General features: G+C 32.6%; 25 protein-coding genes. 15 read left to right on the top strand and 10 right to left on the bottom strand.

Annotated elements, in window-relative coordinates:
• Window positions 1-677: 677 nt before the first annotated feature.
• Window positions 678-1,361, bottom strand: coding sequence for a DUF4294 domain-containing protein (locus C8D80_RS12580; protein ID WP_133610959.1), 684 nt, complete (start codon window positions 1,359-1,361; stop codon window positions 678-680).
• 110 nt (window positions 1,362-1,471) lie between these two features.
• Here C8D80_RS12580 and C8D80_RS12575 point away from each other — a divergent pair, with 110 nt between their 5' ends.
• The gene (locus tag C8D80_RS12575; RefSeq protein WP_133610957.1) at window positions 1,472-2,569 is read left to right on the top strand and encodes a M42 family metallopeptidase; all 1,098 of its coding nucleotides are present in this window, start codon (window positions 1,472-1,474) and stop codon (window positions 2,567-2,569) included.
• Between the two features lie 230 nt (window positions 2,570-2,799).
• Window positions 2,800-3,204, top strand: a complete 405-nt coding sequence (locus C8D80_RS12570; protein ID WP_133610955.1) for a hypothetical protein — start codon at window positions 2,800-2,802, stop codon at window positions 3,202-3,204.
• A 51-nt stretch (window positions 3,205-3,255) separates the two neighbouring features.
• Here the strand turns inward: C8D80_RS12570 and C8D80_RS12565 are convergent, their stop codons facing one another.
• The 4 genes from C8D80_RS12565 to C8D80_RS12550 all read right to left on the bottom strand — a co-directional run bounded on the left by C8D80_RS12565 (window position 3,256) and on the right by C8D80_RS12550 (window position 7,603).
• Window positions 3,256-3,657: an ankyrin repeat domain-containing protein gene (locus tag C8D80_RS12565; RefSeq protein WP_133610952.1), complete on the bottom strand. Its 402-nt coding sequence runs from the start codon at window positions 3,655-3,657 to the stop codon at window positions 3,256-3,258.
• A gap of 144 nt (window positions 3,658-3,801) precedes the next feature.
• The gene (locus tag C8D80_RS12560) at window positions 3,802-4,752 is read right to left on the bottom strand and encodes a phosphoribosylaminoimidazolesuccinocarboxamide synthase (protein ID WP_133610950.1); all 951 of its coding nucleotides are present in this window, start codon (window positions 4,750-4,752) and stop codon (window positions 3,802-3,804) included.
• A 229-nt stretch (window positions 4,753-4,981) separates the two neighbouring features.
• Window positions 4,982-6,394, bottom strand: coding sequence for a hypothetical protein (locus tag C8D80_RS12555; protein ID WP_133610948.1), 1,413 nt, complete (start codon window positions 6,392-6,394; stop codon window positions 4,982-4,984).
• Window positions 6,395-6,649: 255 nt separating this feature from the next.
• Window positions 6,650-7,603 carry a PhoH family protein gene (locus C8D80_RS12550; protein ID WP_133610946.1) on the bottom strand — a complete coding sequence of 318 codons (954 nt, stop codon included), beginning with the start codon at window positions 7,601-7,603 and terminating at the stop codon, window positions 6,650-6,652.
• Between the two features lie 106 nt (window positions 7,604-7,709).
• Between C8D80_RS12550 and C8D80_RS12545 the strand changes: the two genes are divergently transcribed.
• From C8D80_RS12545 to C8D80_RS12515, 7 genes are all read left to right on the top strand, one after another.
• Window positions 7,710-8,537 (top strand): SAM hydrolase/SAM-dependent halogenase family protein, encoded by an 828-nt coding sequence (locus tag C8D80_RS12545; protein WP_133610944.1) that lies wholly within the window; start codon window positions 7,710-7,712, stop codon window positions 8,535-8,537.
• Between the two features lie 9 nt (window positions 8,538-8,546).
• Window positions 8,547-8,843 (top strand): putative quinol monooxygenase, encoded by a 297-nt coding sequence (locus C8D80_RS12540; protein ID WP_133610942.1) that lies wholly within the window; start codon window positions 8,547-8,549, stop codon window positions 8,841-8,843.
• Between the two features lie 43 nt (window positions 8,844-8,886).
• Window positions 8,887-9,612, top strand: a complete 726-nt coding sequence (gene gldF / locus C8D80_RS12535; RefSeq protein ID WP_133610940.1) for a gliding motility-associated ABC transporter permease subunit GldF — start codon at window positions 8,887-8,889, stop codon at window positions 9,610-9,612.
• Window positions 9,612-11,294, top strand: a complete 1,683-nt coding sequence (gene gldG / locus C8D80_RS12530) for a gliding motility-associated ABC transporter substrate-binding protein GldG (protein WP_162845081.1) — start codon at window positions 9,612-9,614, stop codon at window positions 11,292-11,294. The genes gldF and gldG overlap by 1 nt, the downstream gene beginning before the upstream one ends.
• An 87-nt stretch (window positions 11,295-11,381) precedes the next feature.
• Window positions 11,382-12,500, top strand: coding sequence for a DNA polymerase III subunit beta (gene dnaN / locus C8D80_RS12525; protein ID WP_133610936.1), 1,119 nt, complete (start codon window positions 11,382-11,384; stop codon window positions 12,498-12,500).
• Window positions 12,501-12,785: 285 nt separating this feature from the next.
• Window positions 12,786-14,177: a tRNA uridine-5-carboxymethylaminomethyl(34) synthesis GTPase MnmE gene (gene mnmE, locus C8D80_RS12520; RefSeq protein ID WP_133610934.1), complete on the top strand. Its 1,392-nt coding sequence runs from the start codon at window positions 12,786-12,788 to the stop codon at window positions 14,175-14,177.
• A 140-nt stretch (window positions 14,178-14,317) separates the two neighbouring features.
• Window positions 14,318-15,037 (top strand): class I SAM-dependent methyltransferase, encoded by a 720-nt coding sequence (locus C8D80_RS12515; RefSeq protein ID WP_133610932.1) that lies wholly within the window; start codon window positions 14,318-14,320, stop codon window positions 15,035-15,037.
• A 48-nt stretch (window positions 15,038-15,085) separates the two neighbouring features.
• Here C8D80_RS12515 and C8D80_RS12510 read toward each other — a convergent pair whose 3' ends face one another.
• Window positions 15,086-16,381 carry a hypothetical protein gene (locus tag C8D80_RS12510; protein ID WP_133610930.1) on the bottom strand — a complete coding sequence of 432 codons (1,296 nt, stop codon included), beginning with the start codon at window positions 16,379-16,381 and terminating at the stop codon, window positions 15,086-15,088.
• 205 nt (window positions 16,382-16,586) lie between these two features.
• Between C8D80_RS12510 and C8D80_RS12505 the strand changes: the two genes are divergently transcribed.
• Complete coding sequence (locus tag C8D80_RS12505) at window positions 16,587-17,585, top strand: metal-dependent hydrolase (RefSeq protein WP_133610928.1); 999 nt, start codon at window positions 16,587-16,589, stop codon at window positions 17,583-17,585.
• 3 nt (window positions 17,586-17,588) lie between these two features.
• Window positions 17,589-18,146 carry a 2'-5' RNA ligase family protein gene (locus C8D80_RS12500; RefSeq protein ID WP_133610926.1) on the top strand — a complete coding sequence of 186 codons (558 nt, stop codon included), beginning with the start codon at window positions 17,589-17,591 and terminating at the stop codon, window positions 18,144-18,146.
• Here C8D80_RS12500 and C8D80_RS12495 read toward each other — a convergent pair whose 3' ends face one another.
• The 4 genes from C8D80_RS12495 to C8D80_RS12480 are packed head-to-tail and all read right to left on the bottom strand — an operon-like array spanning window position 18,147 to window position 20,873.
• Entirely contained in the window at window positions 18,147-18,365 is a 219-nt protein-coding gene (locus tag C8D80_RS12495) for a hypothetical protein (RefSeq protein ID WP_242004848.1), read from the bottom strand. It abuts the gene before it with no gap.
• 4 nt (window positions 18,366-18,369) lie between these two features.
• A complete protein-coding gene (locus C8D80_RS12490; RefSeq protein WP_133610922.1) occupies window positions 18,370-18,903 on the bottom strand; it encodes a hypothetical protein in 534 nt (177 codons plus the stop codon).
• 10 nt (window positions 18,904-18,913) lie between these two features.
• Window positions 18,914-19,294, bottom strand: a complete 381-nt coding sequence (locus C8D80_RS12485) for a response regulator (protein WP_133610920.1) — start codon at window positions 19,292-19,294, stop codon at window positions 18,914-18,916.
• A complete protein-coding gene (locus C8D80_RS12480) occupies window positions 19,287-20,873 on the bottom strand; it encodes a GAF domain-containing sensor histidine kinase (RefSeq protein ID WP_133610918.1) in 1,587 nt (528 codons plus the stop codon). The genes C8D80_RS12485 and C8D80_RS12480 overlap by 8 nt, the downstream gene beginning before the upstream one ends.
• Before the next feature lie 186 nt (window positions 20,874-21,059).
• Here C8D80_RS12480 and C8D80_RS12475 point away from each other — a divergent pair, with 186 nt between their 5' ends.
• The 4 genes from C8D80_RS12475 (at window position 21,060) to C8D80_RS12820 (ending at window position 24,430) form a co-directional block, all read left to right on the top strand.
• Window positions 21,060-21,692 (top strand): Crp/Fnr family transcriptional regulator, encoded by a 633-nt coding sequence (locus C8D80_RS12475; RefSeq protein WP_133610916.1) that lies wholly within the window; start codon window positions 21,060-21,062, stop codon window positions 21,690-21,692.
• Window positions 21,692-22,468 carry a sulfite exporter TauE/SafE family protein gene (locus C8D80_RS12470; protein WP_133610914.1) on the top strand — a complete coding sequence of 259 codons (777 nt, stop codon included), beginning with the start codon at window positions 21,692-21,694 and terminating at the stop codon, window positions 22,466-22,468. Before C8D80_RS12475 ends, C8D80_RS12470 begins: the two co-directional genes overlap by 1 nt.
• 61 nt (window positions 22,469-22,529) lie before the next feature.
• Entirely contained in the window at window positions 22,530-23,939 is a 1,410-nt protein-coding gene (locus C8D80_RS12465) for an MBL fold metallo-hydrolase (protein WP_133610912.1), read from the top strand.
• Window positions 23,940-24,229: 290 nt separating this feature from the next.
• Window positions 24,230-24,430 (top strand): hypothetical protein, encoded by a 201-nt coding sequence (locus C8D80_RS12820; RefSeq protein ID WP_211341873.1) that lies wholly within the window; start codon window positions 24,230-24,232, stop codon window positions 24,428-24,430.
• Window positions 24,431-24,779: the final 349 nt, after the last annotated feature.

Here is a 24,779-nt window from a genome sequence, read left to right as displayed (position 1 = left end):
ACAAGGATTTAATATTAAAAGTTTTTTTTAGAGGTTTGTCGCAAGGAACACAATGGTGGCGCAATGGTCGCGAAGGGGATTGTTAAACATATAAGTCATATAAGTGTTTTATTACTTATATATAATGGTGAAAAGTTCATAAAAGGAAGATAACTCCCCCTTTATCTCTCTTTCTTCTACATATATATAGTGTGTGAAAAGTTTATAAAAGAAAGGTAACTTCTCTCTAGTCCTTTTCAAAGGGAAGAATTTTCTACATATATAAAGTAGTGTTTGTTTAACATATAAGTCATAGAAGTGGTTTGCTACTTATATATAGTATGGTAAAAGTTCATAGAAGTGGTTGAATTGGTTTCAAGTTTAAAGTTTCAAGTTTCAGGTTGTGGGCTTAACCGAGTTAAGCAGTAGTCTGCTGCGCAGGAGATTTAGCTTCGCTGAACTGACGTTTCTATTCTGCGGAATGACAGCTCGCAGAGGCGAGGAAGAATTGCTAGCTTTGCGAGCCAGTGGGATAGTTATCTGGAATACTATACGTCTTGGCTAGCCCCGATGGGAGTGGAAATCCTTTTTCTTTTTTGTTGCCTTCGAGTACCTCAGGCAACAAAAAAGAAAAAGATTGTAGCGGACAGCGGGACTGAGAGTCTTTATGGAATGCGGAATGTGTGCTTCTAAAAAAATTACTTCTTAGCTTCTGCTGTGGGTTTGGTTTTGATTTTGTTGATCCAGTGGTTGTTTAACTTATCGAAGTCGATAGGTTTTGCTGGTTCTTGTTTGGTTAATTGGCTTTGATTGAAGGCGGCGTTTAAAATTCCTTCTATTTGGTAATCTTCTTTTACGTCGTAGGGTTTGTATTGGGTTTTTAAATTGATGTCGAATAAATACGCGGTGGAGTTTGCCCAAAAGGCTTTCCAACTGCTTTTATACTCCTTAATTAAATCGAAAGTCGTGCTTCCGGTTTGGCGGTAGATTAGTTTGACTAGAATTTGACCGTCTTTACGAGATAACTTTTTTAAACGCGGTTCGAATTCTTCCTCCAAATACTTTTCTACAATTTTAAAGTATTTCTTTTTTTCGCGATTGGTTTTTAGTTTTGCCATGGTAGCATTTAACTGCGTTAATTTATCCGCTGTTAATTTTGCAAATGGATATACTTTAAAGATTCTTCTCTTTAATATTAACTTGGCTTTTTTATCTTCATCCATTGAATAGACATTGTCTGGAGTAAAAATAATTTCCTTTAATTCGATAGAATATATAATAGACGAATCCTGTTGCGTCATTTTTAACGTATCGGTTTCGGTTTGAGCAAAAGAAAAAGTAGTGATGAATAGCAAGAAACTACTTAAAATTAACTTATACATGATGATTGATTTTATACTTTTTAACTCATAGCAAAAAGTAAACCAAATTTATTGAAATTATATGAAACTCTAATTACTTATTTATATTTTAGCAAAAAATTATAGTTACTATGAGTACAAAATCGATATTAAAGAAGTCGTCGATGACTTTTTTAGAAAATTATTTGAATAATGCTTCGCCAACAGGATACGAATCGGAAGGGCAAAAACTTTGGATGGACTATTTAAAACCATATGTTGATACCTTTATTACCGATACCTACGGAAGTGCTGTGGGAGTTATTAATCCGGACGCTCCTTATAAAGTAATTATTGAAGGTCATGCCGATGAAATTTCGTGGTATGTGAATTACATTACCGATGACGGATTAATCTACGTGATTAGAAATGGAGGTTCGGATCATCAGATTGCGCCATCGAAGCGTGTGAACATTCATACGAAGAAAGGTATTGTTCGTGGTGTTTTTGGTTGGCCAGCGATTCACACACGTGGAAGAAGCGGAAAAGCAGAAGAAACAGCAAAAATTGAAAACATATTTATTGATTGTGGTTGCTCAACGAAAGCCGAAGTAGAAGCTTTAGGCGTTCATGTAGGTTGTGTGATTACGTATCCTGATAATTTTGAGATTTTAAACAACGATAAATTTGTATGTAGAGCCATTGATAACCGCATGGGTGGTTTTATGATTGCCGAAGTTGCGCGTTTATTAAACGAGAACAAAAAGAAATTACCTTTTGGATTGTACATCGTGAACTCGGTGCAGGAGGAAATTGGTTTGCGTGGTGCCGAAATGATTACCCAACGCATTAAACCAAACGTTGCCATAGTAACCGATGTTTGCCACGACACCACTACGCCAATGATTGATAAAAAAATTGAAGGTGATTTAAAAATGGGACGCGGACCTGTTATTGCTTATGCTCCTGCGACACAAAACATTTTACGTGAAATGATTGTGGACACAGCAGTAGAAAACAAAATACCTTTCCAACGCCATGCGACTTCTCGCGTTACGGGAACCGATACTGATGCTTTTGCGTATAGCAATGGTGGAGTTGCCTCGGCTTTGATTTCGTTGCCGTTGCGTTATATGCACACGACAGTAGAAATGGTACACCGCGATGACGTAGAAAATGTTATTAAATTGATTTACGAAACGCTATTGAAAATTGAGAATAACGAAACGTTTAGTTATTTTAAGAAATAGTTTTATTCATAAATACAAAAAATCCCGCTTTTCGCGGGATTTTTTGTTATCATCTTTTACGAGCATCGTTGACCACTTTTATAATTTCTTCTGATTTAAAAATTGAAAAGTTTAATTGTAGGAATTTGTAAAAGAATTATTATTTTTATTGACTGCAAAACTATAGGGAAGTTTTGTGTAAAAGTATAAGACAATGTTTGTCGGTTAAACCTCATCATTAAAATAGAAACATGAAAAAAACGCTTTTAATTACATTATTATTCTTGTCATTTATTAATTTAAGTGCACAAGAAAAGGATAAAGAACAAATAATCACAGCTGTAAAATTTGAAACTGATAAAATTATATTAAATAATAAACCCGCATTTAATTACAGTAAATTATCTAATTACTTTACAATTTCAGATTTAGATGGAAAAGAATTGATTACTGGAGATATTACAGCGCAAGGAGATAATAAATTTTCAAGTGTTATTACATTTGTAACCTTTGGAAAAAAATTCTCAAACGCTAAAATTGTTGGTCGAAATGATTTAATATTTGCTCTTTGTAAAAACAATGTTTTTAAAGAAGATTTTAAAATAAACGAAGTAAAGCTAAATGAGTTTTTTGAAAAATATAATGAATTAAAATAAATGTGAATTCATTACATAACATAAAAAATCCCGCTTTCGCGGGATTTTCTTTTATCTTCTTTTACGAGCGTCGTTGACCAGTTTTATAATTTCTTCTGATTTTGATTTCTCGGCGTAATCTAAGATGGTTAAACCGTTTGAATCTTCGGCTCTATAATCGGCACCTTTTTTAATTAAGTAGGCCACAATTTGCGGTTGGTTAAATAAGATGGCGTACATTAAAGGTGTTTTACCGCGTTCGTCTTTTTTGTTGAAGTCTACTCCAATTTCTATTAATTGTTGCACTTTGGCTAAATCACCTTTACTAATGGCTAAATTTAACTGTGATGGTGTTGATTTCACAACAGCAACTGTTGTTGTGTTTGTTGTTGTACTTTCGCTTGCTTGTAACGCATTAGTAAACAACATAGCTACTGCGGGTAAGATTACCCAAAATCTGTTCGTTTTTTTCATGATGATTGATTTTTAATGATTGATATGAATAGGACGAACTCTAGCCTCATTCGTTACAGCTTTTTTAAAATCTAACATAAGTTTAACAAACGGCATAAAAAAAAGCCGATGAAACACCGACTTTTACTTTTACTTAATGATTTATTATCTATTCTGTAAATAACTCAAAACGTTTTTCTCAATTCGCTCGTTGATATTTGAAATATCCGCTTTTACAAATTTTTCTCCAATGATGTTTTCGAATAACTCAATGTAACGTTCTGAAACTGTTTCAATGTATTCGTCCGTCATGTTTGGAATTTGTTGTCCTTCTTTTCCTTGGAAACCGTTTTCAATTAACCAACGACGTACGAACTCTTTTGACAATTGCTTTTGTTCTTCGTTGTTATTTTGTCTTTCTTGGTAGCCTTCTGCGTAGAAATAACGAGAAGAATCAGGTGTGTGGATTTCGTCGATTAATACGATTTGTCCGTCTTTTGTTTTCCCAAATTCGTATTTGGTATCTACTAAGATTAAACCGCGAGACGCTGCAATTTCAGTTCCTCTTTGGTATAACGCTCTGGTGTATTTTTCTAAAATTAGGTAATCTTCTTCGGTTACAATTCCGTTGGCTAAAATAGCTTCGCGAGAAATGTCTTCGTCATGAGAACCGTTATCCGCTTTCGTAGTTGGCGTGATGATTGGTGTTGGGAATTTATCGTTTTCTTTTAACCCTTCTGGCATTTCCACACCGCAAAGGATTCTTCTTCCTGCTGCATATTCACGCGCTGCATGACCTGATAAATAACCACGAATAACCATTTCCACCTTGAAAGGCTCACATAAATGTCCTACAGCCACGTTTGGATCTGGAGTTGCTACTAACCAATTCGGTACAATATCAGAAGTTAATTCCATGAACTTCGTAGCGATTTGATTTAGGATTTGTCCTTTGTAAGGAATTCCCTTAGGTAAAACCACATCAAATGCCGAAAGACGGTCGGTAGCCACCATCACTAATAAGTCATCGTTGATATTGTAAACTTCTCTAACTTTTCCACGGTACACCGATTTTTGACCTGGAAAATTGAAATTGGTAGTCGTAATTGTATTCATTATGTTGTGTTGTTGTTTGTGTGGTGCAAAAGTAATTTGTTATGAAGAGATATACAAGAAAATTAGAAAATATAAAACCCATTGATTCAAAGTTGTAATCAATGGGTTTTACGTTAAAAATGATTTCATATGTTTAAATTTTATTTTTAAGCGGTAACATATGGTATCGCCTTTTTAATTATTGGTGTTTTCTTAAGAAAACCTGCAGTTAATTGCGATTTCATATTTGTTATTTTGATGCAACTACATTTTTTTCATTGCTTTTGGTTGCTAATTGAGTTTCTTTTGCAGCTATTGGTCCATAAGGTAAACGTAATCCCACGTGTTCAGATGTAATATTTCCTTGTGCGTCTTTATCATCTGCTCTGTTAGCCACAATATGCCAAGAGAATTTGGTATTACTTGTTCCTCCAGCTAATTCTTTTACTTTAAATCCATCTTTTGATTTTTGGGTAACAAAAACACCGTTACAATCGCCTTCTAATTGGATGAAAACTTTCAACGGATGTTTTTCATCAATAAATAAAGCTTCTTTTAGTACTTCATCAATTGGTACATATACTTCGCCATTTATTAATTCAGATGTTCCATAATCTTCAAATAAAATTTCTGGAGCTTCAGGTGAAAATAAAATGCGAGGTTTATTCTCTTTATCCATTATTAATGTAGAATTTGTACCATTACCAATTACTTTAAAATTAGTTCCTGCAGCACCGCCTGCGTTTGCATTATATTTTAAACCAACATAAGCATACGACTGCCCTGCTCCAACACCACCATTAAAGTAACCGCCATACAAACTTCTTCGATTAGCCAAAACACCATCGGGAGAAATATTATCTATTCCAGCAATTTTAGCAAAAGCACTAGAATTTAAAGAATTAACGTTGTTATCTGAATCCAATGCAAATCCGCCCGCACAATTAGTATAATGCGCTGCATTGCTAGGACTTCCAAAACCATTTGAACCATAAACGCCCACAAAAGGTCCAGAACCTGCTACTCCAGCTCCAGTACTTGGATAAATACTTGCACCTGGACCTGAGCCGCCTAAAATAGCTGTTCCAGCATTATTAGTATTAGTACCCCAAAACGCATTTCCTACATTGTCGTTATTAGCACCACGAACAGCATCATTTCCTACACCAGTTGTATTAACATAAAGTTTTGTAGAGGCGTTACCTGGAGAATTTATGGCAACGTTTCCATCTGAGCGAACAACAGCTCGTTGAAGATTATTTGTTCTAAAAATTAAATTTTGATTGTCAGTAGTTCCTAAGAAATTAATCGCAGGATTAGTTCCAGAATTTCCTAAAAGTGACCAATCACGACCTCCTTGACCATCTAGAGCCACCCATTCAGATCCGTCCCAAAAATAATATCCTGGTCTTACTTGATATGGACTTGGCCCATTTGTAGCTGTATTGTAAACTAAGGTTCCTATCGATAATAACCCTCCTTGAGGATTTAAAACAGGTGGTGACACATTTCTAGAGATTAAAGCTACTCTAGGTAACACAACACCATGATTGCTAGAAACAACATCTAATTCACCTTCAGGCGAAGTTGTTCCAATTCCAACTTGAGCGCTAATCGTACAAAAGCATAGTAACGCTATTGAGGTTAAGTATTTTTTTTTCATAAAGTAGAGGATTTAAGTTCATTTTTTGTTTTTTAAGATTCATAATTCAAATTTAACATTTATTTATATTTTTTATCGATAAATCATATAATTTTTAATCATTATTGTTTATTTTTAAATATATTTTTAATTTTTAACATTTTTATTATTATTATATTAATTTGTAAAGTTGTTTTAAGTTCTCTTTTACGAAATTATCACAAAAACAAAAAACAGCTTTTAAAAAGCTGTTTTTCAATTATATAATTAAATATTTTAATCGTTATTCTCAATACTCTTATACGCATCAATAATTTTCTTCACTAATCTGTGACGAACAATGTCTTTATCATCTAAATAGATGATTCCGACACCTTCTACATCTTTCAAAATTAGAATCGCTTCTTTCAATCCTGAAATGGTTCTTCGTGGTAAATCTACCTGACCTGGGTCGCCTGTAATCATAAATTTGGCATTTTTTCCCATACGTGTTAAGAACATTTTCATTTGGGAATGCGTGGTATTTTGCGCTTCATCTAAAATTACAAAGGCATTATCTAACGTTCGTCCACGCATGAAAGCCAAGGGTGCAATTTGGATAATTCCTTTTAAAATATAATCTTCTAAGGTTTGTGGTGGTAACATATCGCGCAATGCATCATATAAAGGTTGCATGTACGGATCTAGTTTTTCCTTCATATCACCTGGAAGAAACCCTAAATTCTCCCCTGCTTCTACCGCAGGACGCGTTAAAATAATTCGTTTGACTTGTTTTTCCTTCAAAGCTTTAACCGCCATAGCCACACCCGTATAGGTTTTTCCTGTTCCGGCTGGACCAATAGCAAACACCATGTCGTTTTTGTAAATGGTATCGACTAGTTTTTGTTGATTAGGCGTCATCGCTTTAATTAGCTTACCTCCTATTCCATGCACTAAAATTTTGTCTCTGTCGTGCATGTGTTCGGCGTCATGTTGATGACTTGTTTCTAAAACCCTCAAAATAACATTATCATCTATACTATTGTAACGCGTAAAGTGATTCATTAATCTTCTGAAGCGATTTTCAAACTCATCCAAGATTTCAGGCTCACCATACGCTTTAAGAGTAGTTCCTCGTGCTACGATTTTAAGTTTTGGATAATACTTCTTAATAGATTCAAGATGAGCATCTTGCGCACCCCAAAATTCTTTTGGAGCAATGTCGACTAATTCAATGATTCTTTCGTTCAAAGGCTTTCTTTTTTTAATTATTTTTGAAACGCTAAAATTATAGTAGCTTTGCAATCAAATTTAGTAAAAACTACTGTTGAATTTCAAATAAGTTATAAACAAAAAAATGTCAATAATTACGCTAATTACCGATTTTGGACACAAAGACTACTTCGTAGGTGCTTTGAAAGGCAAAATTCTGTCGGAACAAAAAGAGGCAGTTATTGTTGATATTTCGCACGAAATTGACTTATTCAACACATTAGAAGCGAGTTACTGTATTGAAGCCGCTTATTCTAATTTCCCAAAAGGTACTATTCATATTATTGGAGTGGATAGCGAACGTGTGGGCGATACCCAACATATTGCAATGCAATGGGACGATCATTACTTTATTTGTGCTGATAATGGTATCTTGAATACCTTAATTCAGAAAAAAATCCCACAGAAAATTGTAGCTATTACTATTCATGATCGATTGAATACCGATGTGAGTGACATGGATGTTTTTGTAGCTGTGGCTTGTCATATTTCAAGAGGTGGTTTGCTGAATGTTATTGGAAAGGAAATTCAAACATTAAAACCGGTGAGTGTGTTGACTTCTGCTATTTCTGATAATTTAGCTGAAATAAAAGGACAAATCGTGTATATCGATTCGTTTGGAAATTGCGTTACTAATATTTCTCAAAAACAATTTAACGATACCGTTAGAGGTAGAAAATTTGAAATCATCATTAAAAATAAAAAGATAACCCGTTTGCACAAAAGCTATTCCGATTTTCCAGTTTCCGATACGAAGCAACTGAAAGATTTAGAAGGCGACTTCTTGGCTTTGTTCAACGAAAATGGGTATTTAGAAATTGCTATTTACAAGAGTAATCCTAAAACAGTGGGTTCAGCCGCTACGTTATTAGGATTGCATTTTAGAGATAGTATTTCGGTAAAATTTAAATAAGACAAAACTATGTTCATAAGAATTGTAAAAATGCGTTTTCAAGAAGATAAAATCGAAGCTTTTTTAAATAATTTTGAAGAAGTGAAACACCACATACGAAACTTCGAAGGAAACCGTTTCTTAGAATTGTATCAAGACAAAAACGACAAGCGAATTTTCTTTACTTATAGTTATTGGGAAAACGAAGAAGCGTTAGAGAAGTATAGAAAATCAGCTTTGTTTGATGGTGTTTGGACATACACAAAAACGCTATTCAGCGACAAACCAGAAGCTTGGAGTGTGGATAGATTGGTTACTTTAGAATAAAACAGTTAAACAAATAAACGTTTCAACAGTTAAACAATAAAAAATGAAAGCATTATTATTACGAGAAATAAAATCCTTTTTTGGTTCGCCGATTGGATATTTAGTCATCGGGATTTTTCTTTTACTCAACGGATTATTTCTTTGGGTTTTTGAAGGCGAATTCAACATATTAAACTCGGGTTTTGCCGATATGAGTCCGTTTTTCAAATTGGCACCATGGATTTTAATTTTCTTAATTCCTGCCGTAACCATGCGCAGTTTTTCAGATGAGAAAAAACAAGGTACGATTGAATTATTGTTTACCAAACCACTTTCTAATTGGGACATCGTAAATGGAAAATTCTTGGGCGCTTTGGTTTTAATCATTTTAGCGATTGTTCCAACGATTATTTATGTATTGACGATTTCACATTTTGGAAATCCGCAAGGCAATATTGATATGGGAAGTACGCTAGGTTCGTATTTCGGATTGTTATTCTTAATTGCTGCTTACACGGCGATTGGAATTTTTGCTTCTACTTTATCAGATAACCAAATTGTGGCATTTATAATTGCTGTTTTTTGTTGTTTCTTTTTCTATTTCGGATTTGACGGCATTGCTTCTTTCCTTGGAAATTATAGTTCGATGTTTGCTGCTTTAGGAATGGATTATCACTTTAAAAGTATGAGTCGCGGTGTGTTAGACACGCGTGATATTGTGTACTTTGTGAGTGTGACGTTTTTATTTTTATCGGCAACGGTTTATCAACTTAAATCTTTGAAATGGTAATGAAAGAAAACAAATCAAAAGCTTTAAAGCAACTAGGAATTGTATTTTTAGCAATCATCGTTATCAATTTAATTAGCAACTTCTTTTTCAAACGTTTCGACTTAACACAAGACAAACGTTATACCTTATCGGAAACGACCTTAAACATTATAAAAGAGGTTGAAAGTCCATTATACATTGAAGTGTATTTGGAAGGCAACTTTCCACCAGAATTCAAGCGTTTACAAAACGAAACCAAACAACTTTTAGAGGAATTCACGGCTTATAATTCAAACATCATTTTCAACTTCAAAAATCCGATTGAAAAAGAGGAAACACGAGTAGAAAAAATGAAAGAATTCTACGCGAAAGGCATGCAACCACTAAGCATCACAGTGGAAGACAAAGGAAAGCAATCGCAAGAAGTAGTTTTTCCTTGGGCGCAAGCAACATATGGTGATAAATTCACGAAAGTGGCTTTATTGAAAAACTTAATGGGTGCTACAACTGAAGAAAAAGTAATTAGTTCAGTGCAACACCTAGAATTTGGTTTTGCCGAAGCTATCAATAAAATTTCAAAAGAAAAGCAAAAGAAAATCGCCGTAATCAAAGGTAACGGAGAAGTGTTAGAACCTTTCATGGCCGATTTCTTAAGAACGATTAAAGAGAGTTATTACATCGGACCTTTTACATTAGATTCAGTAGCAAAACAACCTACTCAGACTTTAGAAGCGCTTAAAAAATACGATTTAGCCGTAATTGCTAAACCAACGGAAGCGTTCACCGAAGAAGAAAAACAAGTATTAGACCAATTCATCATGAATGGTGGAAAAACCTTGTGGTTAGTAGATGTAGTTTCAGCAGACATGGACAGCTTGTATAACGAAACCGGTACTATTTTAGCATCGCAACGCGAATTGAATTTGACAGATATGTTCTTCAAATACGGAATTAGAATCAATCCGTTATTGGTGAAAGATGAATATGCAACGCCTATCAAATTAGCATCAGGAAATCAAGGAAGTGAAACGCAAATGCAAGAATACACTTGGAAATTTGCACCGTTTATCTACCCAACTTCAACCAATCCGATTGTGAAAAACATGGAAGGGATTAAGTTTGAATTTGCTTCTCCAATCGAAATCCTGAAAAACGATATTAAGAAAACCGTTTTATTGAGTTCGTCTGAATATTCGAAAACTGTTGGAACTCCAAGTCCAATCTCTTTAGACATGGTTACAGAAGAAACCACTCCTGAAGAATATGAAGGTAAAGGATTGCTTCCAGTAGCGGTTTTAATGGAAGGAAAATTCAAATCAGCTTACCAAAATCGTATATTACCATTTAAAGATAATTCGTTCCAAGCTACAGGAAAAGACAATAAAATGATTGTTATTTCGGATGGAGATATCATTAAAAATCAATTGGATAAAGGAGTACCACTAGAATTAGGCTTTGATAAGTGGACGAATCAATTATATGGTAACAAAGAGTTCTTAATGAACTGCGTAAATTACCTTTTAGACGACAACGGACTTATTAACATCCGAAGTAAAGATGTTGATTTACCACTTTTAAATAAGGAAGAAGTGTATAAAAATTATACTATGGCTCAAATGATAACTGTCGGATTACCAATAGTTATTTTGGCTATCTTTGGGTTTTTATTTACTTTCTTACGCAAAAGAAAATACAGCCGCTAGTTGTTGATAATTTGTTTTTGCGTTTGAGTATAATTAGAATATATTTGTGAAATATAAAATCAAATCACGATTTTAAAATACAAGATGATGAAGTTTATAGTATCGAGTTCGTATTTATTAAAACAATTACAAGTTTTAGGAAGTGTTATCAACAGTAGTAACACCTTACCTATTCTTGATAATTTCCTTTTTGAATTAGACAGCAACCAATTAAAAGTTTCAGCTTCTGATTTAGAAACAACGATGACGGCAACGTTAGAAATTGATTCTACAAGTCAAGGAAGTGTTGCTATTCCAGCGAAACTTTTATTAGATATCTTAAAAACATTCCCAGAGCAACCGTTAACGTTTACTGTTGAAGACAATTCAACTGTAGAAATTAGTTCAAACTCTGGTAAATATGCGATTGCTTACGCACCAGGAGAAGAATTCCCTAAAGCCGTAGTTTTAGATGATCCTTCAAAAACATTAGTTCCTGCGGAAGTATTAGCAACTGCAGTAAGCAAAACGATTTTCGCTGCTGGAAACGATGATTTACGCCCTGTAATGAGTGGTGTTTTCTTCCAATTTTCACCAGAAGGATTAATTTTCGTAGCAACAGACGCTCACAAATTAGTAAAATACGCTCGTACCGATGTGAAAGCATCTCAAGTAGCTGATTTTATTATGCCAAAAAAACCTTTAAACATTTTAAAAGGAATTTTAGGAGCATCTGATTCAGAAGTTTCAATCGAATATAACGATTCAAATGCTACATTCTCTTTTGAGAATTATGTATTAACTTGTCGTTTAATCGATGGAAAATATCCAAACTACGAAGCAGTTATCCCAAAAGAAAATCCAAACAAATTATTAATCAACAGAGTTCAATTTTTAAACTCGGTTCGTCGTGTGGCTATCTTTGCTAACAAAACAACGCACCAAATTCGTTTAAAAATTGCTGGAACTGAATTGAATATTTCGGCAGAAGATATCGATTATTCAAACAAAGCAGACGAGCGTTTAACTTGTGATTACCAAGGAGACGATATGCAAATCGGTTTCAACTCACGTTTCTTAACAGAAATGTTGAATAATTTATCAAGTGATGAAATCCAATTAGAAATGTCGATGCCAAACCGCGCTGGAATTTTAACTCCAGTTGACGGCTTAGACGAAGGTGAAACAGTTACTATGCTAGTAATGCCAGTAATGTTGAGCAACTAATTTACAATATTTGATTTTACAGTATTAAATCTGAAAATCTTATAACCAACCCTAACTAACTTTAAAAACCACTTAGCTTCGGCTTTAGTGGTTTTTTAATTTTTATTTAAACTCAAGGATTAAATTTAAACGCAAAGAGGCAAAGTTTTTTCGCAAAGAACGCAAAAGAAAACTCGGTGTAACTTAGCGCTAAACTTTGTGAGACTTTGTGCTACTAAAAAAACTTCCAACTTCTAACTTCTAACTTCTGACTTTAAATTATCTTTGCAGGATTAAATTTAGAACATGATTCCACAAGAAACCATAGTTGCATTAGCTACTCCCTCAGGTGCAGGTGCAATTGCCATAATAAGATTATCAGGTGCGGCTGCTCTTACAATAGCTGCTGACGTATTTCAATCGGTTTCTGGGAAAGATATTACGAAACAGAAAACGCATACGATTCATTTAGGACATATTGTCGATAACGGCAAAGTGTATGACCAAGTGTTACTTTCTATTTTCAAAGGTCCGAATTCGTACACAGGTGAAAATGTAATTGAAATTTCGTGTCATGGTTCTACTTTTATTCAACAACAAATTATTCAATTATTGCTTCGTAGAGGCGCTAAAATGGCTCAGGCAGGTGAATTTACCTTACGTGCTTTTTTAAACGGGAAATTAGACTTATCACAAGCAGAAGCGGTTGCTGATTTGATTGCTTCGGATAATGAAGCGTCTCATCAAATTGCGATGCAACAAATGCGCGGTGGTTTCAGTAACGAAATTGCCAAACTGCGTGAAGAATTATTGAATTTCGCTTCCTTAATCGAATTGGAATTAGACTTTGCAGAAGAAGATGTTGAATTTGCCGATAGAACACAATTTCATGATTTATTAGAGCGCATTGAGTTTGTTTTAAAACGTTTGATTGATTCGTTTGCTGTTGGAAATGTAATTAAAAACGGTATTCCAGTTGCGATTGTGGGAGAACCAAACGTTGGAAAATCGACTTTATTGAATGCTTTATTGAATGAGGAACGCGCCATTGTTTCTGATATTGCTGGAACTACGCGTGATACGATTGAAGATGAGTTGGTTATCAATGGAATTGGTTTCCGATTTATTGATACGGCAGGAATTCGCGAAACACAAGACCATGTAGAAAGTATTGGAATTCAGAAGACGTTTGAAAAAATTGAACAAGCTCAAGTTGTAATGTTCCTTGTTGACAGTACCGAATTAACAATGGAAAGCTTAGAACGATTAAAAGTGGAAGTAGAAAAAATTAAAAACAAATACCCACAAAAAGCTTTACTTACAATATTTAATAAAAAAGACAAACTTGAAGAGAGTTTACTTCAAAATCTAGAATCACAAATTGAGAATTCAATTTTTATTTCTGCAAAACAAAAAGTAGGTATTGAAGAGTTAAAAAATGAATTAATGTCCTTTGTAAACACTGGTGCATTAAGAAACAACGAAACGATTGTAACCAACACACGTCATTACGATTCATTACTAAAAGCTTTAGAAGAAATTCAGAAAGTAAAATGGGGATTAGATTCAGGAATTTCTTCTGATTTGATGGCGATTGATATTCGAAGTGCATTATATTTCTTCGGTGAGATTACTGGTGAAGTTACGAATGATGAATTGCTTGGGAATATTTTTGCTAATTTCTGTATCGGGAAGTAAAACCACTACTCTTATTTTCCTTTGATAGTACCTGATCTTTCAAACGAACCTCTTATCCTATCAGATTTTTTTTATACTTTTGCAATATAGCCCTTTCATCTATTTATAAACCAAACCTTCTTTTGTAATAACCACTTAAGATGAACGATTACCAAATTATTTTTCAAAAAAGAGCTGCCGACTACCATTTTGCCATGCAACAGTTTCCTGAAGCTAGAAAGCATGAATTTGACAACTTATTTTCAGGAATAAATTTTGAAAATGAAATTCATTTATTAGATGTTCCTTCAGGTGGTGGGTACTTACGAAATTATACTCCAAAGAATACAAAAGTTACTTTAGGTGATTTCTCAGAAGGTTTTGCCCTTGATGAAATCCAACTAGTAACTCCTGAAAAGTTACCCTTTGAATCAAACACTTTTGATGCTGTTTTTTCATTAAGTGGCATGCATCACTTAAAAAATGTTCCTCAATTTATTAGAGAGTGCCTTCGTGTTACCAAAACAGGTGGATCTTTCATTTTTGCTGATGTAAAAAAAGGAACAAGTGTAGATGTGTTTTTGAACAAATTTGTAAATACTTACAATTCTTTAGGTCATAAAGGTGATTTTTTTCAAGAAACTTCATTTGAAGCTTTTGAAGATATCCAATCCTGTATCAAGAATTGCAAATACCAAGAATATCCTTTCCTGTTTAGTGCTGTGTCGGATATGATTACGTTTTTCAAACTGTTCTTTGGACTAGATAAAGCGGATGATCCAACAATATTACATGGCATAGAACAGATTTTAGGGACGAAAACCACTGATAAAGGTATTGAAGTAAATTGGGGACTTTTGCTTTTTGAATTAAAAAAGTAAAGTCTGAGAGTTGAAAATTATACTTTTAATTATATCCAATAAATAATATTATTTCAGGTACTTATTTAGTGTATTGTAGTATTTTGTTCTCAAGACACCTATTTTTTCTTTAAAATCTTTTTTCTTATTTGACTTATCTATTTTCAATTTGTTCAATAATTCTTTTAATTTATGATATTTTTTTATCTCTAAAACTTCATCGGAAAAAATAAAAGCGATATTGTTTTTTTCGTTCATTTTCTCTACAATCTCTAACCAATAGAAATATACAGCCTGATTGAATACATTTCCTTTAATGAATATTAAAAGATTATCATAAAACTTTTCAACTGAGCCGTGCATTGTTTCAATTTCAAAACCATATTCTCTAGGATCTTTTCCTAAAACAATCAAAGTAACAATTGCTCTGTAACATTTTGCACACATTGAGCAGTTCAACTTAGTATTTTGGTTGTGGTAACAGACTCTAAAAGGAGTTGGAAGATTAATTTCATCAAAATAATCACACAATATCTTCATCTTATTGAAACGATTTGATTCTTGTCCATGATGAATTACTTGAGTTGAAGCCCAAGTGATGTAATTATCAATGTAACTTGAACCCCAAGGAAATAGTTCATTTTTGGCATCTAATGTAGAACCAATAAATACTTCTCCAATTCCGTTTTTATATGCAACTGGAGCAATTAGTGATGTTAAAGACAATCCGTGTTGTATCAATGTCCACCAATCTTGATTGTTATTGTATATTAGTTTTTCAACCTTTGACCTGTAAAATCTTCTAACATTGCTTTTTATAAAATAGTTAGGATTATTTTTAGTTAATTCTAAAGATTTGGTAATGTTTTTAATTTTTTCCCATTGTGCTACATTCTGAATGTCGATGTCGGCACCATGCATTGTAATTAACTGAACATCTTTATTGTCTAATCTGGAATAAGTATACAAAGCATCTACTCCTCCGCTGAAAAGCATGGCTTTATTTTTAGGAGTATATTGTATTTCATCTAATTGTTCTACAATTAATTTAGAATTTCTAAACAAAATTTCGGGATAGAATTTAGCAAACTCTTGCTTTACTATTTCTATACTTTCAAAAAAATTCTTGTCTAAAGTTTTAACCTTTAGTGTCGCTCCTAAAAACCAACACATAGGATATATATTAGCAACAAAAGGAATATTTAAAATTGAGATTGGAACTTCACTTAAATCAATATCATAATTTATGAATAAGTCTTCTCTGAAATAGGGTTTAATTAAAAAACTTGTTTCTTGATGAAATACTACTTTACTATCATCTAATATTACCTCTGTATTTTTTAAAACTATATTTTTCCTAATCATATTATACTTATTGCAATATTTATTTTCCAAATTTAGAAAGTTAACTTAGAAATTATTCAAGTAATACCCATCATTTTTACTCTTCTTATTAACAATCCTAAATATTGATCTATCTATAAATTCTAAAACAGAAATAATATGAAACTTTCGTTCAAAGAATGTTTACTTTTGAAGTAACAATTGAAAGAATAAAGTATTTTCAAATATGGATTCACTAACACAAATCGTCCTTGGAATTGCCACAGCCGAATTGGTAGCCGGTAAAAAACTGCAAAACAAAACTTTTTTGTATGGCGCTATGTTAGGCACGATTCCCGATTTAGATATTGTAGTGGGAAAATTTTTAAGTGATGTTGAAGGCGTTGCGATTCACAGAGGTTTGAGCCATTCCTTTCTCTTTTTTGTTTTTTTGTCGCCAGCTTTGGGCTTTTTGATTTCTAAAATTGAAAAGAATAAAATCAGTTTTAAAAGCGCGTCATTATTATCGCTTTCGTGCTTAGTTACCCATGTTTTATTGGATGTATTTACCTCTTGGGGCACACAAATTCTTTGGCCTTTAGATTACCGATTTGCCTTGAAAACCATATTTGTAATTGATCCTTTGTACACGTTTCCGCTATTGATTAGCTTGATTTTTGTTTGGAAAAACAAAGACTCTCTAATTCGTAGAAAATATGTAATTCGCGGATTAATTATAAGTTCTTCATATTTGCTTATAACTTGTATTTTGAAACTTTTTGCTGTTCATCAATTCGAAAAAGCATTACAATATCAAAATATAGCTCATCAAGAATTAATTGTAAAACCAACTGCTTTCAACTGTATTCTTTGGAACGCTAATGTATCCACTTCAAAAGGATATTATCTTGCTGATTATTCTCTATTTGACTCCCAACCGATTCAGTTTGTTTTCTATTCTAAAAATAGAGAATTGGAAAAAAAATTGGTAAATTCGTATGATTTTCAGCAACTTAAAAAAATTAGCGAAGGTTGGTTTTTAGTAACTGAACAAAACCATCGCCTGTATTTTAATGATTTGCGTTTTGGTTTATTGAATGATTCTCCTGAAAATCCCCAGTTTGCTTTTAGTTACCAAATGATTCCAATGTCAGATGGAATATATTGGGCAGAAGAAGTTCCAAAAGCCAAACGAGACGGAAAAGCATTGCTACAAAAGATTTTTACACGAATAAAAGGTAATTAATGTATGGCAAAATATTCAGTAGTTTTTCATCCATCTGAAACTGTCATTAAAGCGGTTAAAGAGCTCAAAGAACAATTGAGCAGTAAAATTGGTTGGTTTCCGAGTAAGAATTCCTTGGCGCATATAACTATTTGTGAGTTTGATTACGAACTAGCTACTTATGAAAATATAAAATCCCGAATCACAGCGTACTGTCGTTATCAAAATCGTTTTGATGTTACTTTTAACTCATTTGAAAATTTTACGAATGGTGCGTTTTTTATTGCTCCAGATATCGAAAGCAAAATCAAAATGGCTGAAATAATGAAAGAAATTCCAAAACAAATTCAATTTCCTGTTAGTCATAAAAGTTCAGAACCGCATATTTCTATTGGAAGACAACTTAGTAAAGAACAGCTTAAAGAAGCCTACAATTTGTTTCAAAAAATTCACTTAAATTTTACTTGCGAAGGTATAACGATTCGTGTTTTTAATCCTGAAAGAAAACAATATGACGTTTTAGAAACAATACCTTTTTTGAGCGAAATGAAACCTGAAAAAGAACAATTAACCTTATTTTAATTATTCTTTCGTACTCATTTTAATCTGTAAATGATTCAATAATACTTGATATTTACTAATTTCTCTCAATACAAATACATCATCAGTTTCGTCCATCATGTCGTCTAAATCATCACTTACCTCAATTAATTTGATGCTGGCTTCAGAAAAATTCTTGATAGCCATGTTATCAATAATCAATTGAATATCTTTTTTTATTGTGGTAAATTGGTCTTCCATGATTTTAATATAACTCTTTTTTTATCGTTTGTAATGGGATGTTTGTGGTAATTAACTTCTGAATTATATCTCTTCTAAGTTCCTCCAAATCATTATAATCCAAATATTTCGCCCAAGTATCCGATTCTAAAATTCCTTTAATTTGCCTGATGACTTTTGCAGTTTCGGAAGCATTTCGCAAAACGGCTTTTTCATCGAAGTTTGGATTGTTTTTGTGTTGAAAGGTTACTTCCTTGGTATCGAAATTTACTTCTACATAAAAAAAGTTTTCGGTTTCGTTATTCGGATAAAAATCAGTCCATTTTGCATAACCAATTCGTTCTTTCTGATTTGGATTTATAATTTCTGAAATTAATCTCCACCTACAATTCGCAGCTCTTCCCCAGTGATTGGAAATACGATAAACACCTTCCTCAGTAAAACAATATTCGCTACCCGATTTGCTTTTGTAACTTGTTTTGATTTTAGAAATCTTATTTGGTTCTATTTCAATAAATTCACAAAATGTATACTTATGAAAATTGTTTTTGTTATACATTTAAAAAAATTCAATACGTTAAAATTAATTTTAGGTTTTCAAAATCTATAGGTTTTATCAAAAAGGATTTTACAAAACAATATTTTTTTGCGTTTTGTATATCTTTTGGATTTATGCTACTTGAAAGAATATAAATCAAAGGACATGTTGCAAATTTATATTTTTCCCATTCATTTAAAAAATCCCAAGCATCCCAAATTGGCATATTTATATCTAAAAAAATGATGTCAGGAAAATGTGCGGAATTAGTATCATCAGAAAAAAAATCAAATGCCTCCTTTCCGTTTGAAAACTGAGATATTTCAAATTCTGAATTAATCTTATTAATTTGATATTTTAATGTAAAAATTAAAATAGGATCATCATCAATAATAGCGATTTTTTTAATCATTATTCTTTTTAAAATATAAATTAAACTTAGATCCAATATTTACTTCACTTTCCACTTCAATCCATCCTCCCATCGCTTCCATTTGATTTTTTGTAATAAATAATCCTAAACCTCTTGAATTTTCAGTATAATGAAAAGTCTTATACATTCCAAAAATCTTGTCTTTATAACGAGATAGATCTATACCAAGTCCATTATCTTCAAAACTTAGTTTTATATAGTTTTCTTCGTCATGACTCACTATCCTTAAAAACTTGTAATTTGATTCTCTAGAATATTTAATTGCATTTGAAATTAGATTTTGAAATACCGAATCTAAATATTCCGCAAACCCATAAATTTCAATGGATTCATGAACATTAATATCAACTGAAATATTGTTACGATTTAACTCAAGCTGAAATGTATCAATAGACTTTTTTATAAACTTTTTTAATTTGAATTTATTTATTTCATCCTTATTTGAACTATACAACAGAGCAACATCCGATAAGTTATTTGTGGTCTCAATCATATTTTCAGAAGCTAACAATAACATTTTAAAAAAATCATTTTCTTTAACGGGATATTTTTCTCCTATTAAATGAACTAATGAGCTAATATTAGTTGAATGCGATCTCAAATTATGTGAAACAATATGAGCGAAATTTTGTAAACGCTCATTTTGCGATTTAGATAAATTAAGAAGTTTTAGTAAATTTGACTCTGTATTTTTTTGATGAGTGACATCCCTTCCATAAAAATAGTAATTATCTTCTAAGAAATATATTCTCCAAATAATCTCCTTGAAAACAAAATCATTATCTTTCATTTTACAAACAAAATTATCAGAAATACTCATTTTCAAAGCCTTATCAACCTGTAAATCAACAACTTTTTTATCTTCGCAAAACACAAAATCTAAAAAATTTTGTTCATCATTAGTTAATTCATTTTTACCAAAATTTTTGGACCATGATTCATTTGAATTAATTAGGTTTAATTTTAAATCTGTTACAACAATTAAATCTTTAAAAAATTTAAAAAAATCTTCCAAATTACTATTTTTCGCTTCTAATAATTTTGATTGCTCACTTAAAATTAAATTGGTTTTTCTTAAATTTAGTAAGTTCATTACTTGATTAGCAAGTCCTTTTAGAGAATACAATTGTTCCTCTGATAATTCTATTAAATCATCATGAAAAACACATAAAGTACCTAAAGCAAAACCATTCTCTGAACGCAATGGAACACCTGCATAAAAAACAACATTTGGATTTTCAACTACAAATGGATTATCAAAAAAAGTTAGACTTTTTCTAGCGTCTTCAACAATGTATACGTCTTTGTTTTCAACAATTACATGACCGCAAAAACTAACATCTCTATGTGTCTCATTTATACCAATACCACATTTAGATTTAAACCATTGACGGTCTTTATCAATAAGAGTAATCAACGAATATTTTGTATTACATATTTGAGAAGCTAGGTGAGTGATATAGTCATAATCTTTCTCCTCAAAAGAATCAAGTACCTTAAATGAATATAGTTCATTTAATCGTTCGACTTCATTATTTGGAATCAAAGGCGCTCTCATTATTAAAAGTATTTATAACAAACCAACTAAATTTACTATATTTTTTTATAAATATTTCTTTTTTCTGTTTTATTTTTCAAAATAATCGACTAAAAGCATATTAAATAAGTTCATACTATTTATTTTGTAACATAAGTTACAAAAAAATTAAACGATATTAGAGTATCTTTACAAAAAGGATTACAAATGAGAGATATTTTAGATCAAGCGTACAGCTATATTTTTGAAGAAGCTTTATTGGACGAAATCGCAAAAGTAGCGGTTTACAAAGAATTTAAAGCAGATGATTACCTAATTGAAATTGGGGATTACATTAAAACGATGCCACTTCTATTAACGGGAGCGATCAAAATATTGAGAGAAGATGAAAATGGAGATGAATTATTGTTATATTTCTTAGAACGTGGCGATACTTGTGCCATGACATTAACCTGTTGTATGGGACAATCGAAAAGCCGCATTCGTGCTATTGCCGAAACCGATGGAGCTATGTTAATGATTCCGGTAGAAAAAATGGAAGAATGGTTGACTAAATACAAAACGTGGAGAAACTTTGTTTTTGACAGCTACAATGTGCGTTTAAATGAGATGTTAGAAGCTATTGACACCTTGGCTTTCATGAATTTAGACGAACGCTTGTACAAATATTTAACCGATAAGGCAAAAGTAATTGGAGATACTGAAATTAAAAATACGCATCAAGAAATCGCATATGAAATGCATACGTCAAGAGTTGTAATTTCTAGATTATTGAAAGCTCTAGAACTGAAAGGGAAAATCAAATTACACCGAAATAAAATCGAAATCCTTCAATTCTAATGGAGATTTTAGGCTATGTTGGCGCATTATTTATTGGATTAGTTTTAGGACTAACAGGCGGTGGTGGATCTATTTTAACCGTCCCAATATTGGTGTATTTAATGAGTATAAGTCCTGTTACTGCGACAGCTTATTCGCTTTTTATCGTAGGAACTACTTCTACTTTTGGCGCGATTCAAAACTACCGAAAAAACTTGGTAGACATCAAAAACGGATTCATTTTTGCGATTCCGTCTTTCATAGCCGTTTACTTAACCCGAAAATTTGTAGTTCCGAGAATTCCTGAAATCATTATTGAATCACCAATTCTCATCACAAAAAACACGTTTTTAATGCTGTTTTTTGCAGTAATTATGGTTTTTGGAGCACTTTCGGTACTAAAAAAGAAAAGTCAAGATAACAATAACGAAGAAAAAAGAAATCTAATTCTAATAGGAATTCAAACCTTCACTATTGGAATTATAATAGGATTAGTAGGAGCTGGTGGCGGATTTTTAATAATCCCATCGTTAATTTTGTTTGCCAAATTACCAATGCGAAAAGCCGTTGGGACTTCCCTATTCATCATCGCAATGAACTCATTGGTAGGATTTATCGGGGATGTACAGAATTTGGAAATCGATTGGGTATTTTTGTTAACGTTTTCTGCTATTTCGGTGGTTGGAATATTTATCGGAATGTATCTCACAAAATATACTAATGAAAGCCAATTAAAGAAGATTTTTGCTTACTTTGTATTAGTAATGGCTGCCATTATCTTGTTAAAAGAAATGTAAATGTAACTTTTGGTACAGAAGAAATAAAATTTAGAACGTAAATTTGTAAAAAATATAGAGTATGAAAATCGAACAAATATATACAGGATGCATTGCACACGCAGCGTATTACATTGAAAGTAATGGAGAAGCGGCCATTGTTGACCCATTAAGAGAAGTACAACCTTATATGGATAGAGCGCAAAAAGATAATGCTAAAATCAAATACATTTTTGAAACGCATTTTCATGCGGATTTCGTTTCGGGACATTTAGATTTGGCTAAGAAAACTGGAGCTTCAATTGTTTATGGTCCAACAGCAAAACCAAATTTTGATAGCATTGTAGCTACAGACGGGCAAGAGTTCAAAGTAGGTGGAGTAACTATTAAAGCGATTCACACACCTGGACATACCTTAGAAAGTACATGTTATTTAGTTACTGACGAAACTGGAAAACAGCACGGAATTATCACCGGAGATACTTTGTTTATTGGTGATGTGGGTCGTCCTGATTTAGCTCAGGAATTAGTAGAAGATTTAACACAAGAATTATTAGCAAGCCATTTATATGATTCTTTACGCAATAAAATCATGCCGTTAAGTGATGATTTAATTGTATATCCAAATCACGGTGCTGGAAGTGCTTGTGGGAAAAACATGAGTAAAGAAACCACCGATACTTTAGGCAATCAAAAGAAAGTCAACTACGCTTTAAGAGCCGATATGACGAAAGAAGAATTCATCAAAGAATTATTAGACGGATTAACACCACCTCCAGCCTACTTCCCTCAGAATGTATTAATGAATATTCAAGGATATGAAAGTTTAGATGCGGTGATGTCAAAAGCAGAAACACCTTTACATCCAAAAGAATTTGAAGCGGTTGCCAATCAAACAGATGCTTTAGTTTTAGATGTTCGAAACGAGAATGATTTCGTAAAAGAACATGTACCAGGTTCCATTTTCATTGGATTACACGGACAATTTGCACCTTGGGTTGGAGCATTAATCAGAGACACTAAACAACCTATTTTATTAATTACACCAGAAGGAAAAGAAGTAGAAACCATCACTAGATTATCTCGTGTAGGGTTTGATAACACCTTAGGATTCTTATTAGGCGGAATCGAAGCATGGAAAGCCGCAGGTTACGAAACAGATAGTATTGAATCGATTTCACCAGAAGTTTTCGCAGCACAATACGAAACCGCTCCAGTTATCGACTCAAGAAAACCAGGAGAATTTACTGCTGAACATGTGGTAAATGCTAAAAATATTCCATTAGATTACGTTAACGAACAATTAGCCGAAGTGCCAAAAGACGAAAAATTCTTCATTCATTGTGCAGGTGGTTACCGTTCGGTAATCATGTCGTCAATTTTAAAAGCAAGAGGCTACCACAACATGATTAACGTAGAAAAAGGTATGTCAGGTATAAGAACTACTGATATTCCTTTAACAGTTTTTGTTTGTCCGAGTACGTTGAAATAAAACTATTTAAGATAAAATACGGAATCCGACTTCACTAGAGTCGGATTTTTTTATGGGCGTTCCTCAAGGGTCGGGCTATCCGCACTCGCTTTACTTAAAATCCTTAGGCATTTTAAGTAAGAGCTCAAACAAATACTCCTATACCTAACGCAGAATTGGTTTTCAGTTGAAATTTATCGGAAAATTATTCTAAATTTGTTTTGTAGTTCATTGTGGTCACGGATTGTAAATCCGTGATATCGGAAAAGCAGCAACAGATGCTTTGCTTGATAAAACTAAAGAAGTAATAATTGAATAAAATTTTAGGATTAATGGATTATAAAAATATAATAATTGGTATATTTTTTTTAATAATAGGTATTTATACTATAATTGACACATATAAGAAACCAGATTCACAACTTATAACAAGAACTTTAGGAGGTTATATCGGAGGGATAGGTGCTATTGTAATAGGTATAATGCTGGTTTTTGGAATTAAACACCTCTAATACAAGTAGAATACCCCGACCGCTCGGATATGTTTAACGGTCGTTAGCGGAGATTTGCAATCTGTACCCACAAATTGAGAAAAAAAGTACTTCAACCATTTATAAATCCTAAATTAAAATAGGATTAGTTAACTATTTTACAAAAAATTAAAAGGCATTGTTATTTGATTTAGTAATCCATCTACAATGAATATAAAACAAGAAATCCTAACTGTTACAAGTTAGGATTTCTTGTTTATAAGTCCCATCGGGATGCTATATTGGTAACAAAAAAGCCCTATCATTACTGATAGGGCTTTTCAAAAGAAAGGCGGCGACATACTCTCCCACATAACTGCAGTACCATCTG

The sequence above is a fragment of the Flavobacterium cheniae genome (assembly GCF_004363695.1).
Lineage (GTDB): Bacteria > Bacteroidota > Bacteroidia > Flavobacteriales > Flavobacteriaceae > Flavobacterium > Flavobacterium cheniae.
Note: the sequence above shows the minus strand (reverse complement) of the source record. Positions and strands in the feature narration are given on the sequence as shown.

What these genes read in the sequence shown, in the direction of transcription:
- C8D80_RS12465 (WP_133610912.1), top strand. Translation starts at nt 22,530, where the DNA reads ATGAAAATCGAACAAATATATACAGGATGCATTGCACACGCAGCGTAT.
- C8D80_RS12505 (WP_133610928.1), top strand. Translation starts at nt 16,587, where the DNA reads ATGGATTCACTAACACAAATCGTCCTTGGAATTGCCACAGCCGAATTG.
- C8D80_RS12470 (WP_133610914.1), top strand. Translation starts at nt 21,692, where the DNA reads ATGGAGATTTTAGGCTATGTTGGCGCATTATTTATTGGATTAGTTTTA.
- C8D80_RS12475 (WP_133610916.1), top strand. Translation starts at nt 21,060, where the DNA reads ATGAGAGATATTTTAGATCAAGCGTACAGCTATATTTTTGAAGAAGCT.
- C8D80_RS12580 (WP_133610959.1), bottom strand. Translation starts at nt 1,361, where the DNA reads ATGTATAAGTTAATTTTAAGTAGTTTCTTGCTATTCATCACTACTTTT.
- C8D80_RS12570 (WP_133610955.1), top strand. Translation starts at nt 2,800, where the DNA reads ATGAAAAAAACGCTTTTAATTACATTATTATTCTTGTCATTTATTAAT.
- C8D80_RS12495 (WP_242004848.1), bottom strand. Translation starts at nt 18,365, where the DNA reads ATGGAAGACCAATTTACCACAATAAAAAAAGATATTCAATTGATTATT.
- gldG (WP_162845081.1), top strand. Translation starts at nt 9,612, where the DNA reads ATGAAAGAAAACAAATCAAAAGCTTTAAAGCAACTAGGAATTGTATTT.
- C8D80_RS12555 (WP_133610948.1), bottom strand. Translation starts at nt 6,394, where the DNA reads ATGAAAAAAAAATACTTAACCTCAATAGCGTTACTATGCTTTTGTACG.
- gldF (WP_133610940.1), top strand. Translation starts at nt 8,887, where the DNA reads ATGAAAGCATTATTATTACGAGAAATAAAATCCTTTTTTGGTTCGCCG.
- dnaN (WP_133610936.1), top strand. Translation starts at nt 11,382, where the DNA reads ATGAAGTTTATAGTATCGAGTTCGTATTTATTAAAACAATTACAAGTT.
- C8D80_RS12515 (WP_133610932.1), top strand. Translation starts at nt 14,318, where the DNA reads ATGAACGATTACCAAATTATTTTTCAAAAAAGAGCTGCCGACTACCAT.
- C8D80_RS12545 (WP_133610944.1), top strand. Translation starts at nt 7,710, where the DNA reads ATGTCAATAATTACGCTAATTACCGATTTTGGACACAAAGACTACTTC.
- C8D80_RS12485 (WP_133610920.1), bottom strand. Translation starts at nt 19,294, where the DNA reads ATGATTAAAAAAATCGCTATTATTGATGATGATCCTATTTTAATTTTT.
- C8D80_RS12565 (WP_133610952.1), bottom strand. Translation starts at nt 3,657, where the DNA reads ATGAAAAAAACGAACAGATTTTGGGTAATCTTACCCGCAGTAGCTATG.
- mnmE (WP_133610934.1), top strand. Translation starts at nt 12,786, where the DNA reads ATGATTCCACAAGAAACCATAGTTGCATTAGCTACTCCCTCAGGTGCA.
- C8D80_RS12510 (WP_133610930.1), bottom strand. Translation starts at nt 16,381, where the DNA reads ATGATTAGGAAAAATATAGTTTTAAAAAATACAGAGGTAATATTAGAT.
- C8D80_RS12560 (WP_133610950.1), bottom strand. Translation starts at nt 4,752, where the DNA reads ATGAATACAATTACGACTACCAATTTCAATTTTCCAGGTCAAAAATCG.
- C8D80_RS12490 (WP_133610922.1), bottom strand. Translation starts at nt 18,903, where the DNA reads ATGTATAACAAAAACAATTTTCATAAGTATACATTTTGTGAATTTATT.
- C8D80_RS12540 (WP_133610942.1), top strand. Translation starts at nt 8,547, where the DNA reads ATGTTCATAAGAATTGTAAAAATGCGTTTTCAAGAAGATAAAATCGAA.
- C8D80_RS12575 (WP_133610957.1), top strand. Translation starts at nt 1,472, where the DNA reads ATGAGTACAAAATCGATATTAAAGAAGTCGTCGATGACTTTTTTAGAA.
- C8D80_RS12480 (WP_133610918.1), bottom strand. Translation starts at nt 20,873, where the DNA reads ATGAGAGCGCCTTTGATTCCAAATAATGAAGTCGAACGATTAAATGAA.
- C8D80_RS12500 (WP_133610926.1), top strand. Translation starts at nt 17,589, where the DNA reads ATGGCAAAATATTCAGTAGTTTTTCATCCATCTGAAACTGTCATTAAA.